Source organism: Pseudoneobacillus rhizolycopersici, assembly GCF_054786815.1.
Genome location: NZ_JBTOOE010000014.1, coordinates 34,504 through 50,719 on the forward strand (window position 1 = coordinate 34,504; position 16,216 = coordinate 50,719).

Genomic DNA, 16,216 nt, shown 5'->3' on the forward strand with positions numbered 1-16,216 from the left:
AAGGAGAATGGGAAAAATGAAAGAAAAAATGATTGAGAAATTAGGCAGTATTTTTTATTTATGTTTATTTCCGATTCTTTTTTTTGTTATTTTTGCCGGAGTAAGTGTCTTTTTTTTTGATACACCAATATGGAAATATCTAACCTTTGCGGGTTCAAATAAAAATGAAGCTAATCTTTCAAAAAGCAGTGATGATTGGGAAAATCGTTATCATGATATCGAATTGGAATTAAAAGAAAAAAATACAAAGATTTCAGAATTGGATCAATTGCTTCGCTCCAATCAAAAAAAGGTTAATGAGCTAATTAAGAATAATGAGGATTTACAAAATCAGTTAACAACAAAAAAATATCAGGATTTTCATAATCAGATGCAGCAAGTAGCTGAACTATACGAAAATATGACACCATCAAAAGCGGCTTCAATTTTCCAAACAATGCCATTAGAGGAAGTTGTTCAAATCGTGTTATTTCTTGATCGGGATCTACAAAGTGACATTATAGAAAAAATGAAGGATACCAAAAAAGCTGGACAGATTACATTAATCATGAAAGAGGTATCGGATTTAACGGAATATGATGAAACAACATTAAAACAACATATCAAGAAATTAACGACCCAAATACAACAAAAGTAGAATTATGGGATAATTACTCCAAGGAAGGAGATCAGCATGAAGAACTCTTCTCGTTTTATTCTCTTACTGTTATTGATTTTTTTGTTTTCTCAACCACCCACCATCCTAGCAGAAGGCTCCACATCCTCTAAGGAGCCGATGGTCTACGATACGATGAAAAAGGAGGAAGGAAAGGCATCAAAACCTTCACCAGAAGTCGTAGAGGGGTCATCAATTAAATTAATTCCCTCACTTATGAAATTTCTATTTTCATTTATTTTAGTTATCGGTTTATTAATTTTATTGTTGCGTTATTTAGCAAAACGAAACCAAGCATTAACTGCAAATGGTCCCGTCCTACCATTAGGTGGCTATCCTCTTGGTAATAATAAATCTATTCAAGTGGTGATGATTGGACAAACGATTTATATCGTTGGAGTTGGTGATGACATTAGCTTAATTCGAGCCATTCCACCAGGGGAAGAATACCAGCATCTATTAGAGAGCTATGAAAATCAAGGAGAATCTTCTAGCTGGCTCTCAAATGATTCAAGGATGGCATGGACATCTGTTTTCGAAAAACATTTAAAAAAGATGATAAAAACGAATCGGGAGGAATAGGAACTATGATTCGAAAATTTACCATCATTCTTCCATTCCTTTTATTAGGGTTTATTTCAAATGTACATGCGGCCGAAACAGTAGGGACAATCCTACCAGGTCTAGACTTGGGCGATAGTAAAGATCCTGGTATGGTATCCGACACTTTACGAATCATTATATTAATTACTGTTTTATCCATTGCTCCTTCATTCTTAATTTTAATGACAAGTTTTACTAGGGTTGTGATTGTTCTAGGATTTGTAAGAAGTGCTATAGGGACACAACAAATGCCGCCAAACCAAGTGTTAATCGGCTTGGCATTATTTATGACCTTTTTTATTATGGGACCAACCTTCTCGCAAATCAATAAAGAGGCATTTCAACCGTTTTTAGCGGGTGAAATGACGCAAGAAGAAGCGTTTGATGCAGCAAGTACCCCCTTAAAAGAATTTATGACGAAACAAACAAGGGAAAAGGACTTGGCTTTATTTATGAATTATGCCAAACAAGAAAGGCCAAAAGAGATTAAGGATATACCGCTTACTTCATTAGTTCCGGCTTTTGCGATTAGTGAGCTTAAAACCGCTTTTCAAATGGGTTTTATGATTTTTATCCCGTTTCTCGTTATCGATATGATTGTCTCGAGTGTGCTAATGTCTATGGGGATGATGATGCTTCCCCCAGTCATGATCTCACTCCCTTTTAAAATTCTATTATTCATCTTAGTCGATGGATGGTACTTAATCACAAAATCCATATTAGTTAGTTTTTAGGAAGGGGGGATTTGTATGTCTACTGAGATGTTATTACGTCTTGCAGAAGAAACCATTTATACAATCCTCATTGTCATTGCACCTGTATGTGGTGTCGCATTATTAGTAGGTTTATTGGTTAGTATTTTTCAAGCCACCACACAAATTCAAGAGCAAACACTGGCATTTGTTCCGAAAATTGTTGCTGTTTTTATTTGCCTGCTTTTTTTCGGTGGATGGATGCTGAAGCAGGTTGTCAATTTTACCGAGAACTTATTAGGTAGTCTTTCTAATTTTGTGGGGTGAGAACCATGGAGACATTTTCCTGGTGGAGCTTTTTACTCGTATTTGTACGAATTACTACCTTTATGGTTGTTGTACCTGTATTTTCGGGGCGACAAGTACCAAACATTTATAAGATTGGTCTTAGCTTAGTACTCACAGGATTATGTATAGGGGTTATCAATGATCCAATCGAAGAGCCTCCTTTTGAAACTCTGATTTTATTAATCTTAAAGGAATTCATGATTGGGATTTTTTTAGGGCTAGTTCCGAAAATCCTCTTTTATGCAGTCCAAATTGCGGGAAGTATGCTGGATATTCCAATTGGATTTTCGATGGCTAGTCTCTTTGATCCAAGTTCTGGGGTAAATGTCCAATTAACAGGGCATTTTAAAAATATTTTTGCCATTTTAGTCTTGTTGGCAACAAATGGACATCATCTTCTTATACAAGGGATTTTAGCCAGCTTTGATTGGGTTAGTCTTGAGACGCTTGTTCCTTCCTTTTTAGATGGGAGTTTGTCTACGATTTTGATAGATAATGTTCAGAAAATGTTTTTAATTGGGTTTATGATGGCTGCGCCCATTCTTGGGACTATGTTTGTATTAGACATTGCTTTGGGATTAATGGCAAAAACAGTTCCTCAAATGAATATTTTTGTCGTTTTTCCACCTATTAAAATACTATTACATTTTTCAATCTATATCGTCGTTTTACCTAGTTTTTTCTATCTTCTAAAAGTACTATTTGAAACGATGTTTGAATCGATGTACGCGATATTACAAGTAATGGGGGGGTAAGGGATGCTCCGTCTAGATTTGCAGTTTTTTTCTGGAGAAAAAACGGAAAAGGCCACACCACATAAGCGAAAAGATGCTAGAAAAAAAGGGCAAATTGCCAAGAGTATGGAAGTATCGCCGGCCTTTACCTTACTATTCACTTTTTCCTTTTTATTAATCTTTGGCAAACACATGCTAGAAGGCATGTTAAATATCTATCGGCACTCCTTTCAAGAATATCTGCTCTGGGATGTGACGATGTCAAGCACGCGAGTATTATTTAATCAGTTAGTAGTCGATTCGGTCAAATTGGTCGCTCCGATTTTTCTAGTTGTCGTATTGGTCAGTTTGGTAGCTAATTATATCCAGGTTGGATTTATGTTTAATCCCGACTTATTAAAAGTTAAGTTTGAAAAGCTCAATCCGATTCAAGGGGCTAAGCAAATACTTTCCATTAAATCACTAGTGGAATTATTAAAAGCACTTTTCAAAATTCTCATTATCTCGTTTCTTTCGTATAAGTTGATCATGGGCAAAATGCCTGATCTAGTAAAGATTAGTGAAAAAGGGATTTGGGATGCAACAAGACTGATAGGGTTACTTTCGGTTCAAATTGGTATCGTGATTTCCGCTAGCTTAATTGTATTATCCGTATTTGATTATTTATTTAAAAAGCATGAACATGAAAAAAAAATCCGCATGTCTAAACAAGATATTAAAGATGAGCATAAGAAGATGGAAGGGGACCCACATGTTAAGGGGCAACGTAAAGCAATCCAGAGGCAAATGGCTCAAAATCGGATGATGCAAGATGTCCCAAAAGCGGATGTGGTCATTACGAACCCAACACATTTTGCTGTTGCGATTCGTTACGATATGAAGGAAATGATAGCTCCAATAGTGATCGCAAAGGGTCAAGACCATGTTGCCCTAAAAATAAAAGAATTGGCAAAAGAAAATAAAATTATGATTGTTGAAAATAAACCTCTAGCACGGGCGTTATTCTCTTCTGTAGAAATCGGGGAAGCTATACCAGAAGATTTATTTAATGCAGTCGGTGAAATTTTGGCCTATGTGTATTATCAAGAGGGTAGGTATAAGGGGATGATGGCATGAAAATAAAAGATATATCGGTATTAATTGTTGTCATCATGATTGTCGCCATGATGATTGTTCCTTTACCAACTTTATTATTAGATTTTCTATTAATCTGTAATATTTGTATATCCTTATTGATCTTGTTGGTATCAATGAACACAAAGGAACCATTGGAATTTTCTATTTTTCCAACGGCGATATTGCTTACAACCTTATTTCGGTTAGCGCTAAATGTATCAACAACTCGTTCGATTCTCTCAAAAGCTGATGGTGGTGCAGTCATCGAAACATTTGGATCATTTGTTATTGGTGGGAACGCTGTCATTGGTTTTGTCGTGTTCCTAATTTTAGTTGTCATTCAGTTTATCGTTATTACGAAGGGGTCTGAGCGTGTTGCTGAAGTTGCAGCACGATTCACCTTAGATGCCATGCCGGGTAAACAGATGAGTATTGACGCGGATATGAATGCAGGATTAATAAGTGAACAGGATGCGCGCTTACGCCGTAGAAAAATTGAACAAGAAGCAGACTTTTATGGATCAATGGATGGGGCTAGTAAATTTGTAAAAGGGGATGCTATTGCCGGGATTGTTATTTTGATCATTAATGTTATTGGTGGTTTTATCATAGGTATGACGATTCATGGAATGGGATTTGCTGAAGCGGCTAGTACGTTTACCCTATTATCAGTGGGTGACGGACTAGTCAGCCAGGTGCCAGCACTGCTAATTTCAACTGCCACAGGGATTACTGTTACCCGTGCTGCTTCGGAAGGGAATTTAGGTACAGATATCATCCAACAAATCTTCAATTATCCGAAGTTATTGTATATTGTGGCTGGAATGATATTACTTCTCGGTGTCTTTACACCAATTGGTCCTTTCTTAACCCTTCCTATAGCAGGTTTGCTTGGATTTAGTGCTTATACAATGCAAAGAAGCGCCCAGAGGGAAGTGGCTGCAGCAAATGAAATAACGATGGAGCAAGAGGAAGAGGACATTCGCAGCCCTGAAAAAGTGATTAATCTATTGCAATTGGATAAGCTAGAGCTAGAAATTGGTTATGGACTTATCCCACTTGCCGACCAAAAGCAAGGTGGAGATATATTGGACCGAATTATCATGATTCGTAGACAATTTGCAATTGAATTAGGGCTTGTTATTCCGACAATCCGAATCCGAGATAATTTACAACTTCCACCTAATGAGTATGTATTGAAGTTTCGCGGAAGTAAAATTGCGGTAGGGGAAATTTATTTAGATCATTTCCTAGCGATGAACCAAGGTACAATGGATGACGAGATCGATGGAATTCAAGTCATTGAGCCTGCCTTCGGTTTACCAGCAACATGGGTGAATATTGAAGCGAAGCAAAAAGCAGAACTATTAGGATATATGATTGTTGACCCACCTTCGGTCATAGCTACTCATTTAACAGAAGTTTTAAAAAGATACGCGTTTGAGCTTCTAGGGCGGGAGGAAACGAAGGAGTTAGTCGATAATCTAAAAGAGACCCATCCTAGTCTAGTAGAGGAACTTGTACCAAATCTTATGTCAATTGGAGAAATTCAAAAGGTATTAAGAAATCTCCTTCGCGAACAAATTTCGATTAGGGATTTACCGACTATCTTTGAAACGTTAGCCGATTATTCTCTATATACAAAGGAACCGAAAGTGTTAACAGAATATATCAGACAATCATTAACCCGACAAATTACAGAGCAATATGCAGAAAATGGAGTCATTCGGGTACTGACAGCTGGTTCTACATTGGAAAAGGGGATATCAGACAGCATACAGCAGACAGAGTCCGGAACCTATTATTTAGCGATGGACCCTCAAATGGTCCGGAAAATCACAGAAGAATTACATGAGCAAATAGCTCGGGTGATGAAAGCGGGAGGACAACCGATATTCCTAACTTCTCCTTCCATCAGAATGTATTTAAAGCAGCTAGTTGACAAGATTATGCCAACTGTACCGGTACTTGCTTATACAGAGCTTGAACCAGAAACAGAAATTCAAAGTATAGGAGTGGTAAACATTTGAAAACGAAAAAAATCATTGCCGATACAATGCCGCTCGCTTTAAAAAAGGTGCGACAAGAGTTAGGGGAAAATGCCATTATCGTCAATACGAGAGCCATTAAGACGGGTGGTGTATTGGGCTTATTTAAGAAACAAAAATATGAGGTTACGGCTTATTCCATGGATATAGGAAATGCGAAAGAGGAGCAATCTTTTAGCGTTGAACAGCCGAAATCCATGACTGAAAAAAGGCATCCCGAAATGAAAAAATTTGATAATCATAGAGTGGAAATCGAGAATAATATTACAAGCTATAATCAAAATCCGCAAAAACGATATCAATATTTTTCACAATCTCACATCGTTGAGGAAAAGTCGGAGTCAGCACTAAATGAATCTTCAGAGGTTGAATCAGCACCAAGTATTGAAACTTCCGTACCAAATAAACTCAAAGAAAACAATGAGCCATTACTTGATGAAATAAAGCAAATGAGAAAACTAATGATGAATTTTATGATGAACAATCAGGATTCCAAATCGGTGCCCTCGGGTTTAGTGAAATGGGTAAATCTTTTAAAAGCCCAGGGCGTTCAAGAAGAAGTTATTGAATTTATAGTTGGTACGTTATTTAAAAAATTCGAAGCCATTTCAACCATATCTGATGATGAAATAAAGCAGGAAATCATCGGAATTATTCAGGAGATTTTTCAAAAACGTCTACCTGAAACAAATGCAGTACGGGAGAGTACCCGCATTATCAATGTGGTCGGGCCAACTGGTGTTGGAAAAACAACATCGATTGCCAAATTAGCAACGGAACAAATTTTAAAACAAAAGCGAAGAGTGGCCATGATTACAACAGATGTCTATCGGATAGGGGCAGTTGAACAGTTGAAAACTTATGCCGGCATCTTAAATGTTCCGATTGAAGTAGTTCGTTCAGCCGAGGAATTGGAAAAGGCTTTGGATACTTTAAAAAATTTTGATCTTATTTATATGGATACAACGGGACGTAATTATAAAGAGGTAAAATTTCTTGATTCGGTAAATGAGTTCTTAAAACAGCCGATTGAAAGTGATAGTTATTTAGCCTTAAGTTTGACAACAAAGTATGAAGATATGAAGATCTTGTTAAATCGATTTTTGGGCAGTCCAATTAAAAAGCTTATTCTTACTAAATTCGACGAAACGAGTAGCTATGGCTCTATTCTAAATATTGCTTTTGAATTTCCATATCAAATAGCCTACATTACCAATGGTCAGAGTGTGCCAGAGGATATTACAACTATTGATCCAGCGATACTTACTAGTTACTTATTAGGAGATGTTAATTAAGATGGATCAAGCACATAGTTTACGAGAATATATGAATCGGCTCAATAGGCAGCAGCATCCACAGCCGCCACTCAAAAAACATTGGGCAAAAATCGTGACTATAACGAGTGGCAAAGGAGGAGTCGGTAAATCTAATTTTACTGTTAACTTTGCTTTAGCCCTTCAAGAAGCGGGAAAAAAGGTTTTAATTCTAGATTTAGATTTATCAACTAATAATATCAATATTTTGATGGGTACAACACCAAGATATAGTTTAATTGACGTTTTATATCAACAAAAAGAAATTTTAGATGTAATCGAAAAAGGTACATCAGGTATTGAATATATCTCAAGTGGTCTTGATTTGGATTATCTTATGGATTTAGATGAAAATACACTTGCATTTTTTTGGAGCCAAATTGAAGCACTGCAAACTTATGCTGATTTCATATTATTAGATACAGGAGCGGGAATATCGAAAGAATTAATTAATTTTATTCTTGCTTCGGATGAAACGATTATCTTGACAACTCCAGAACCAACGGCGATTGCCGATGCATATGCAGTTTTAAAAAATGTCATGCGCTATACAAAAAAGGTATCAAAATTTCATTTAATCGTTAATCGTGCTCATACTTATGCAGAGGCAGTAGAAACTTCTCGTTCCTTAAAAAATGCTTGCCGAAGTTTCCTTCATTTTGATCTTCCAACTTTAGGATTTTTATTGGAAGATACTCATGTTAGGCAAGCTGTTAAAGCACAAATGCCATTTTATATTACAAGTCCAAATTGTGTTGCTGCAAAGAATATTAGAGAAATCGTTCATTCCTATTTACCTGATTATCATAAGAATTCTTCCGTTCAAACCACTGGACTTAAGGGTTTTTTTGAAAAATTATTGTCTTTGAAGAAATCAAGAAAATAGGTGGGGTATATGGTCGGGAATTTGCGTTTTAACTTTATCATTGGAGTTGCTGCCTGGTTAGGTACGTTTTTATTTTCCTTACCAAATAATACGTGGCAAACCTCCTTATTTAGAGGGTTAATTGGTTTTTTTATCTTTTTTATCTTCTCCTATTTCATCCGTTCGATCATACACATCATTATTTCGATGAAAGATGCTGCAGTGAAGACACCAGAGCAAGAAAAAAAGGCAGAAGACTTGCGTTTCGCTGAAACAGACGAAATAGAGCAAGTAACGGAAGATATTCAAGATGATGATTCAATGTTCCAATCGATTCCCCTGCACTCTTTGCATAAAGAAGCTGGGTTAAATAGATCCGAATAAATCAAAATCTTATCAAAATAGCGGTAAGAGGGGGGATATATGTTGAGACCAGCTGTCAAGGATTCTTTGGCAAATATTTCAGTATGGAAAAAGTATCGTGAATGCAATGACAATCTATCACATGAAAATCTTGCTAAGCAATATTTATATTTAGTCGAGCAAATGGCTAAACGGATCAGCCAGCACATCCCGCAACGATTGATTCCAAAGGAAGACTTAATGGGCTTTGGTTATATCGGCTTACTTGAAGCAATAAAGAAATTTGATTATAAAAAGGGCTATCAATTTGAAACATATGGACTGTGGCGAATTAAAGGGGCCATGCTAGATGGTTTACGTAAAATGGACTGGGCAACACGTGGAACAAGAGAAAAAGCAAAAAAATTAAATAATGCTCTTCGATTATTAGAGCAGCAATTAATGCGTGAGCCAACCGAAGAAGAACTGAGCGAGTACTTAAATATGCCACTTGAAGAAGTCCATCAGGCAATGGCGACCTTAGCGTTATCTACTCTCCTTTCTTTAGACGAACCAGTTGGGTCAAACGAAGAGGAAGGCAAACAACAATCCCGCATTGATCAAGTAGTGGACCAGTCTATAAAATCTCATGATAATCAATTGTTAATGGAGGAATTCCGCCATATTGTCATAGAGTGTATCAACTCTATGCCTGAAAAAGAAAGACTTGTGATTTCTCTTGCTTATTATGAGGGGTTAGCACAAGTTGAAATAGCTGAGGTGTTAAATCTGACAAAGGGACGAATAAGTCAAATTCATTCCAGAGCAACACTTCGTCTCCGGCAAAGTTTGGAAGCAAAAGGGTTTTCATTTGATTCCTTTCAATGATTGAATATAGTATAATGGTTTTAGCCTTATAGTATATCCGACATTTTGAGGTGTAAATGATGATCCGTATTTTACTAGTCGATGACCACCCTTTACATGTTGAAGGAATAAAATTAATTATCGAAACAGAACAAGATATGAAAGTTCATATAGAGACATCTAGTATCCAAGCGCTTGAGACTGTTAAAACGAATTCATTTGATGTCATGCTATTTGATCTACAAATGCCTGAAATGGATGGCTTTGAATTAACGAAAAAAGTGATTGAGGTGGATCCGAAGGCGAAAATTCTTATTTATTCCGGATTTGAAGTCTATCCACATTTAGAAATGTTGATGGATTCAGGGTCTATTGGATTTCTTTCCAAAAACGCTACAAAGGAACAATTAATAAGGGCCATTCGCTCTGCCTTGGACAATGAGATGGTTATTCCCTTCCCGTTGTTTAAAGAAATCTATAATAGAGCACTACCAATGATTCACCTAGATAACGTAAGCGAAAAAATTCAGTTAAATGAAAAAGAGAGGGCAGTCTTATTGCAATTGGTAAAAGGAAAGAAGAATAAGGAAATCGCCCAAACTTTATTTGTTGGTCAGCGGTCTTTAGAATATTGCTTAACAAGTCTCTTCCAAAAGTTAGGTGTACAAACGAGAATTGAAGCAGTTGTAAAAGCTAAAGAAATGGGAATCGTTGATTTCTAGGAAGAAGGTTAGCTGAATACCTTCTTTTTTTGTGTTTTCATAAACTTTTTAAGATTCTTACCGATAACAAAATTACTAGCTAGTTCATACAGGGGGATTATGATGCAGGATTTTGGCTTAGATAAACTATCTGAACTTGTATATGATTATTGTGGGTTGCGCTATTTTGATAGACTCTCTGTATTAAAAGATAAGACTACCAAAAGATTACTAGAACTAGGAGTATCTTCCTATTGGGACTATTGTAGTTTTATAAAAAAAAATAAAAGTGAATGGGATATCTTAGTTGAAATATTAACCATAAACGAAACTTATTTCTACCGTGAAGAATCTCAGTTGGTTGAGTGTTGCTCCGTCATTTTACCTCAATTAAAAGAACAAATAAAAAATCGTCCAATACGAATTTGGAGTGCGGCCTGCTCTTCAGGTGAGGAACCGTACACGATTGGAATGTTATTACAGGAAAGCGGAAATTTTAAAAATGGGGAAATAGAGATTATTGCCACAGATATCAATAAAAAGGTACTTGAAAAGGCTAAGAAAGGCTGGTATCATCAAGGATCCTTTGCTTTTCGCAGAATTCCCAAACCTTTAATGGACAAGTATTTCTCAATTGTTGATGGCGGGTATAAAATAAGCGAAACACTTCAAAAAATGGTTGAATTTAAGTACTTAAATCTTCTCGATGAAGGTAATATATCCCAGATTGGAGAAGTCGATATCATTTTTTGTAGAAATGTTCTTATTTATTTTGATCAGGATACCATTAAACGGGTTATTGGTCATTTACATCAAAATTTAAAACCAAACGGATACTTGTTTCTTGGCCATGCCGAATCGATTACAGAACTTGGCTTAGGCTTTAAAAAAGTTGACTCAGATAAGACTTTTTATTATCGAAAGGAACTTGATTAATATGAAACAGTATGGAGTATTAGTAGTGGATGACTCCGCATTTATGAGAAGGGCGATAAGTCAATTACTCGAGAATGATCCACAATTTTTTGTGGTAGGTATTGCTAGAAACGGAGAGGACGCCGTCGAAAAGGTTCGTCGCCTTAGACCCGATCTAGTGACAATGGATGTTGAAATGCCCAAAATGAATGGTCTTGAAGCATTGACTGAAATCATGAAAACATCTCCAGTACCTGTTGTCATGTTAAGTTCAAAAACGGCTGAAGGAGCAACCGAGACGATACAGGCATTAGAATTAGGGGCTGTCGATTTCTTTCTAAAAGAAAATCTTATTAAAGATAGAGAGAATCAAGATGTCCTTCTTGATTTTTATCATCGCTTAAAGGAGATTGCAGGGGCGAAGCTTCAAAATAAGAGCTCAGTTGATTATTCGGAGGGAATTCAAAGAAAAAAGAAAAATAGTAAGATGACAGACGTTATTTTTATTGGCTGCTCTACTGGTGGACCATCTGCATTACAATCGATTCTTCCGCGTTTCCCAAAGGATTTTCCTATACCTGTTGTAGTAGCCCAACATATGCCTATTGGATTTACAAAGGCATTAGCATTAAGGTTTAATAGCTTGTGCCAATTAGAGGTAAAAGAGATAGAGAACGGTGAGTTGCTTCAACCAGGAAGAATATATATTGCTCCCTCTGGTTTCCAAACCTTATTTAAAAAAATAGATAGTTCGATCATTTTCAAAGTAGTTGAGCAGGTCGAAGAAAAGGTTCTCTTTAAGCCGTGCATAGATATCAGCTTAGCGTCAGCAGCTCCTATCTTTCAAGACAGGCTTTTAACTGTAATTTTAACTGGTATGGGTTCTGATGGAATGATCGGTTGTGGATTAGTGAAAAAATTTCAAGGTCATGTTTTTGTTGAATCTGAGGAATCAAGTGTTGTTTATGGAATGCCAAAATCAGTTATGAATGCTGGCTATGCAGATGGACAGTATCCATTATCAAGAATGTATCAAGAAATTGAGTCATTTGTTAGGTAACAAACAAGGTGAAGATAGAGCAGGTGGGTAAATGGTAAAGGAAAATGGGAGTAAAAACAAAGAAGTAAATAAAAAAAAGAATCCAGGTTTTTTTGCAAAGATTGTTTTTTTATGGATCTTACCATTCATATATTCTATTAGCCTTGGTATGACGATTTTGCATTTTTCAGGGGTTTCTTTATCCAAACAAATAAAATGGATGGATAAGCAATCAGATTTTTTATTTGGTAAAAATGAAATCACCTCACCCCAGTCCAATACATCTGGTGTTCCATCAATAAATGATGAGAATAACGTAAATAATAATGAAATAGATTCGCAAATACAGGATAGTCCAAAACAAAATGAAACGCAGGAAAAACCTCAGATTGATGAAAGTACACGCGCGTCATCGAATCAATATTCTGTATCGGAAAGTATGTCAAATATGGACCCAAGCGTTGCAGCCAAGCTATTAAGGAGTATGAGCGAGGCGGATGCTTTAATGGTTCTTAGAGAACTTAGCGTTGACACACGTACCGAGATTATTTCGGAAATGCCAGTAGATGCTGGGGCACGATTTACTTTGGCCTTAGCCAATGGAAGTGATATTGACAGCACTACCAATTCTTCTTCGCAACTCTATCGATACATGAAGCCGGAACAGATTGCTGGGGTTCTAATGGGGATAGAGAATAGGGAGGAAATTCTAAGGCAAATAAGACGATTAGACCCGTTGAAAGCTTCCGAAGTCCTTTCGCAACTAGACCCCGAAATTGCTGGGTGGATTATAACCCGGATGAATTAAGTTACCAAAAGGAGCCGCATTATAGCGGCTCCTTAATTTAGTAAAGCAAATAGCTATAAAATTTAAAGAGCAAAAACCCCGAAATCATTCCAATCGAAGTAATCATGAAAAAGATACTAATAAGTAAAAGCCAATTAACATTCGAAGAAGATTTTTCAGAGAGAGTTCGAAAATAGCGTGAATTTGCTCTATCCCAATTAGTATCTGGCTCAGTTAAAAAGAAAACGCTCGTATTTCGTTCATCTCCCCAGCGAGTATCTTTCATGTTAATAAATCCCACCTCACTCATAGAGGAGTTAGTAGAAGAGGTACGAGACTGCCATAATGTTACAAGACTAAAGACCACTAAGGAAAATATGAAACAAATGATTATACCAGTAAAAACCTCCATACCTTACCTCCCATATCCAATTATTTTTCCTAGTTTTAAAGTGAACTCGTTCTCTTTGTTAGTAAAAGTATATTGCCATTTTTTAGATTTTATACATTATCCGAAAAATATTCTTTTTGATAGTTTCATACACTTTGATAAAATCCGTTATTTTAATCAAAATAATAAATGTTTGTTTGATGGTTAATCAAAAATATCATGACGAATATTGTAAGTTGCGTTATAATATGGTGAATAGGATTAAGTTATCCAAACGAAAGGGGGATAATTTATTTGGAATTTACTCCAATCCAAATCAAACAAAAAAGTCAAACAGGTCAAACAAATCTTCAAAATGAGAGAAAGAGTAAGTTAAATATTGATTCTGTCCTGAGAATTAATAATTTTGAACAGATTTTGACGATGTTTCTCACTACCTCTTCCACAGCAGAAGTAGTAGAAAACGCAGCCCCCCTTTTACATAAGGAAAAGGATAATCCGGAGGGTGAATCGGAAGAAACAAATAATCAAAATCTATTAATATTGAACGCAGTTCCGAAAACGGAAACAGCCATTTTTTTAGACGTAGAACCGAACCGCGAGGTAAGTCAGAATCATTCAGAATTAGAAGTGCATAAAACAATTGGTCTGAATACTTCAAAATTTGCAGCACAAGATATACATTTGCGTCTATCAAACCCCGTGGTGCAATCAGATCCAATAAAGTTTAATCAACAAGAGTCATTTGCAATAAATCCAACTGGAGTGATAGTACCAGGGGAAGAATTATTAAATCCAACTAGAGTGCAAGCACAAGAAGAAGAATTATTGAATCCATCTAGCGTGCAAATACCAGAAGATGAATTATTGAATCCCTCTAGCGTGGTAGTACTAGAATCAAAAGTACCGAAACCTGAAAAGGCAGCAATAATAGAAGGGGATGCACCAATCCCTATAACGTTAAAGGGATCAGAAGGGGATGTTCCGAATCTTGTGAAGGTAGTATCCTCCGAATTTGAGATGCCTAAATCTTTAAAGGGAGCAACTATAGAAGCTGCTGTATTTCCCACTACTGATTCCACCATTAAGGAAGCAGGATTACAATATCCTATAAAGGAAGCATCACCTGGAAACGTTGTACAGTCTCCTGGCGATTCTGCTACTCAGGAACAACTCATACGGAATACGCTATATGAATCATCGAATCGTGATTTCGTGACAACTATCCAAAATGGAACGGAATCAACACAGGCTGTAGAACAAACAACGTTTCAAAATACACAAAAGATGATAGTACCTAATGGCCAAGAAAATTCTACTATTATCGAACCAATTCAGGATCAACACGCAAATCTATTCAAGAATCACTTAAATATAGATTCTAATAGGGCTGTTTCAATACCGGAGCAAAGTCATGATTTAAATTTGACGGGAACTGGACTAGAACGAGAAGAAACAAGTCATGTTGCTGATTCAGATTCTAAACAGTTAAAGAACCAAAGTTCAAATGGACTGCAACAGAATAGAGTATTTGAGCACTCGGTAATGGACCTGCAGGTCGAAAGTCCAAAGACTCCAGAATCATCTAAAATTGGAGTTCAATCTCGACCCAATCTGGACTTAGGTGAACTAGTCGATCAAAATCAATTAATGAAAGAACCAAGCCTAGGCGTAATCTCAAATCAATTAAACCGAGACCCAGGTCAGGTGATTGGCGAGGGACATTCAAACATTCAACAGCCTAAGACCATTAAAATTCAATCTAACGAAGCTCCGTTTCAAACGGAAAAACAATCAATCGTTTCAGTTGAAATGGAACCTCTAGATCAAAATAAGCTAGAACAAAATCAAGCAGTAAACCAAAATACTTATCGTTCAAATCCGGCCAAAACCGGAACATATGAACAGATAGATTTAATTGTGGATCATTCAATGGAACAAACTGATACAAACGTTTCATTACCAAAAACTGACAATCAATATGCTCTAAATGAAGAACTTGAGTATGCGAGAAGAAAATGGACCGTTCAACAATTATTATCGGAGCAACCGACAAAAACAGTTAACCCGCAAAATGAAAACCAAGTTCGAAACATTCTCAACAACTTAAAAACCTCAAATGGTGCATTAGAAAAAGAAATCATGTTCAATGAAAAGAACATGGACGTGGATTCAGATGTAAAAAAGAGGCTTATTCTAGATAAAAATTTGGTAATAGGCCAACCTGTACCACAACCGCATTATACCAATCAGAGTATGCAAACGGTTAGACAAGAATCACCACCAGTTATTCATATGGCCAACTTCCTGCCAGAAATGGAAAGTTGGTTAAGCCAAAATATGAAAATACTAAGTGGGGACCATGGTAGTATGGTAGCTAAGCTTTCGTTATTCCCTGAACATTTTGGGCATATCGAGGTGAAAATTACGACCAACGGTGGAAATGTATCTGCAGAGATCGTAACTGAAACTCTAATCGCAAAAGAATCATTAGAAGGTCAGTTACCTCAACTAAAACATTCTTTACAGCAAAGCGGTTTATACGTTCAAAAAATAGATGTTGTTCAGCAGCTAGCAAATACAACAGTAGACTTAAATCAACCTAACATGTCGTTTTCACAAAATGGACCAGGTTTTTCAAATGAACAAAGGTCCTCTCAATCACAACCAATGAGCGCAAAGAAACAAGCCAAGGTTGAAGAATTACCTGAACTAGATTCAGAGAGTGAAATATTTTCATATGGTTACTCCTCTAGAAAGTCAGTTTCAAGTATTGACTTCACTGCATAAAAAGGAGGAA

At 36.5% G+C, this 16,216-nt stretch carries 17 protein-coding genes; 16 read left to right on the top strand and 1 reads right to left on the bottom strand.

Features of this window, described 5'->3' with window-relative positions; genetic code table 11:
- Window positions 1-16: 16 nt before the first annotated feature.
- The 15 genes from ACX9YW_RS14545 (at window position 17) to ACX9YW_RS14615 (ending at window position 13,046) form a co-directional block, all read left to right on the top strand.
- A complete protein-coding gene (locus tag ACX9YW_RS14545; RefSeq protein ID WP_460347607.1) occupies window positions 17-637 on the top strand; it encodes a MotE family protein in 621 nt (206 codons plus the stop codon).
- 36 nt (window positions 638-673) lie between these two features.
- A complete protein-coding gene (locus tag ACX9YW_RS14550; RefSeq protein ID WP_460347609.1) occupies window positions 674-1,237 on the top strand; it encodes a flagellar biosynthetic protein FliO in 564 nt (187 codons plus the stop codon).
- A 131-nt stretch (window positions 1,238-1,368) separates the two neighbouring features.
- Window positions 1,369-1,992 (top strand): flagellar type III secretion system pore protein FliP, encoded by a 624-nt coding sequence (gene fliP, locus ACX9YW_RS14555; RefSeq protein WP_460347746.1) that lies wholly within the window; start codon window positions 1,369-1,371, stop codon window positions 1,990-1,992.
- Window positions 1,993-2,007: 15 nt separating this feature from the next.
- Complete coding sequence (gene fliQ / locus ACX9YW_RS14560) at window positions 2,008-2,277, top strand: flagellar biosynthesis protein FliQ (protein ID WP_460347611.1); 270 nt, start codon at window positions 2,008-2,010, stop codon at window positions 2,275-2,277.
- A gap of 5 nt (window positions 2,278-2,282) precedes the next feature.
- Window positions 2,283-3,053, top strand: coding sequence for a flagellar biosynthetic protein FliR (gene fliR / locus ACX9YW_RS14565; protein ID WP_460347613.1), 771 nt, complete (start codon window positions 2,283-2,285; stop codon window positions 3,051-3,053).
- Window positions 3,054-3,056: 3 nt separating this feature from the next.
- Window positions 3,057-4,148, top strand: a complete 1,092-nt coding sequence (gene flhB, locus ACX9YW_RS14570) for a flagellar biosynthesis protein FlhB (RefSeq protein ID WP_460347615.1) — start codon at window positions 3,057-3,059, stop codon at window positions 4,146-4,148.
- Window positions 4,145-6,178 carry a flagellar biosynthesis protein FlhA gene (flhA, locus tag ACX9YW_RS14575; RefSeq protein WP_460347617.1) on the top strand — a complete coding sequence of 678 codons (2,034 nt, stop codon included), beginning with the start codon at window positions 4,145-4,147 and terminating at the stop codon, window positions 6,176-6,178. The genes flhB and flhA overlap by 4 nt, the downstream gene beginning before the upstream one ends.
- The gene (gene flhF / locus ACX9YW_RS14580) at window positions 6,175-7,491 is read left to right on the top strand and encodes a flagellar biosynthesis GTPase FlhF (RefSeq protein WP_460347619.1); all 1,317 of its coding nucleotides are present in this window, start codon (window positions 6,175-6,177) and stop codon (window positions 7,489-7,491) included. The genes flhA and flhF overlap by 4 nt, the downstream gene beginning before the upstream one ends.
- A 1-nt stretch (window position 7,492) precedes the next feature.
- Window positions 7,493-8,395 carry a MinD/ParA family protein gene (locus tag ACX9YW_RS14585; protein WP_460347621.1) on the top strand — a complete coding sequence of 301 codons (903 nt, stop codon included), beginning with the start codon at window positions 7,493-7,495 and terminating at the stop codon, window positions 8,393-8,395.
- 9 nt (window positions 8,396-8,404) lie between these two features.
- The gene (locus tag ACX9YW_RS14590) at window positions 8,405-8,758 is read left to right on the top strand and encodes a hypothetical protein (protein ID WP_460347623.1); all 354 of its coding nucleotides are present in this window, start codon (window positions 8,405-8,407) and stop codon (window positions 8,756-8,758) included.
- A gap of 39 nt (window positions 8,759-8,797) precedes the next feature.
- Window positions 8,798-9,604: a sigma-70 family RNA polymerase sigma factor gene (locus ACX9YW_RS14595; RefSeq protein WP_460347625.1), complete on the top strand. Its 807-nt coding sequence runs from the start codon at window positions 8,798-8,800 to the stop codon at window positions 9,602-9,604.
- A gap of 56 nt (window positions 9,605-9,660) precedes the next feature.
- Window positions 9,661-10,305, top strand: a complete 645-nt coding sequence (locus tag ACX9YW_RS14600; protein ID WP_460347627.1) for a response regulator transcription factor — start codon at window positions 9,661-9,663, stop codon at window positions 10,303-10,305.
- Between the two features lie 99 nt (window positions 10,306-10,404).
- Complete coding sequence (locus ACX9YW_RS14605) at window positions 10,405-11,220, top strand: CheR family methyltransferase (RefSeq protein WP_460347629.1); 816 nt, start codon at window positions 10,405-10,407, stop codon at window positions 11,218-11,220.
- Between the two features lies 1 nt (window position 11,221).
- Window positions 11,222-12,259 (top strand): protein-glutamate methylesterase/protein-glutamine glutaminase, encoded by a 1,038-nt coding sequence (locus ACX9YW_RS14610; protein ID WP_460347631.1) that lies wholly within the window; start codon window positions 11,222-11,224, stop codon window positions 12,257-12,259.
- Window positions 12,260-12,290: 31 nt separating this feature from the next.
- Window positions 12,291-13,046 (top strand): magnesium transporter MgtE N-terminal domain-containing protein, encoded by a 756-nt coding sequence (locus tag ACX9YW_RS14615; RefSeq protein ID WP_460347633.1) that lies wholly within the window; start codon window positions 12,291-12,293, stop codon window positions 13,044-13,046.
- A gap of 37 nt (window positions 13,047-13,083) precedes the next feature.
- Here ACX9YW_RS14615 and ACX9YW_RS14620 read toward each other — a convergent pair whose 3' ends face one another.
- Complete coding sequence (locus ACX9YW_RS14620) at window positions 13,084-13,311, bottom strand: hypothetical protein (RefSeq protein ID WP_460347635.1); 228 nt, start codon at window positions 13,309-13,311, stop codon at window positions 13,084-13,086.
- 399 nt (window positions 13,312-13,710) lie between these two features.
- Between ACX9YW_RS14620 and ACX9YW_RS14625 the strand changes: the two genes are divergently transcribed.
- A complete protein-coding gene (locus ACX9YW_RS14625) occupies window positions 13,711-16,206 on the top strand; it encodes a flagellar hook-length control protein FliK (protein ID WP_460347637.1) in 2,496 nt (831 codons plus the stop codon).
- The last annotated feature ends 10 nt before the right edge of the window (window positions 16,207-16,216 follow it).